The sequence below is a fragment of the Halorubrum sp. Atlit-26R genome, from assembly GCF_003666015.1.
Classification (GTDB): domain Archaea; phylum Halobacteriota; class Halobacteria; order Halobacteriales; family Haloferacaceae; genus Halorubrum.
In genome coordinates this window covers 1-490 of sequence record NZ_QPLT01000438.1, presented here as the reverse complement: position 1 = coordinate 490, position 490 = coordinate 1, and the positions used below count along the sequence as shown (strand labels likewise).

Genomic DNA, 490 nt, shown 5'->3' with positions numbered 1-490 from the left:
GTCGCTTTATTTTGGTCACCCGCTCATCCCAAAACATGGGAGAAAAAACATAGTGGCCATCACTGCGCCAATAGACTTCCATCTGCTCCAGGTACTCAACAATTGGCTCTGCCAACTCGTTAAACTCTTTTCGCTTTGTATTTTCTGAGTCGACTTTACGGTTAATGAAATATGTAGCAACTATCGCTGTTACCGATGTAATCAGGGATAGAGAGGATACAAGCAAACTAACATCCATGTGAGGCCATTATGCACGTATTAGATTTCCTTGTTTCTCATGGCGAGCTTATAAAGGAATGTATTTTTTACTGGGGATGCTTCTCGCTACCCATCTTTGCAATTTTTTTGACATTGAAAGTGTCGGGCTACTTCCGGTTTTTCCGGTGAAGAAATGCTTTCTTTGCTGAAATTATAAGCAAAAGTATCGCAAAGCAAACCCTGACATTTCCACAGTATTAACCTAGCTCGCTCACGCGGGCTTTTTTTATGG

Annotated in this window: 1 protein-coding gene; it reads right to left on the bottom strand. The window is 41.6% G+C overall.

Going from position 1 to position 490, the window contains the following annotated elements:
* Positions 1–238: hypothetical protein (locus DVK07_RS24120; protein ID WP_233565625.1), on the bottom strand; the 238-nt coding region annotated here is incomplete at its 3' end.
* Between the last annotated feature and the right edge of the window lie 252 nt (positions 239–490).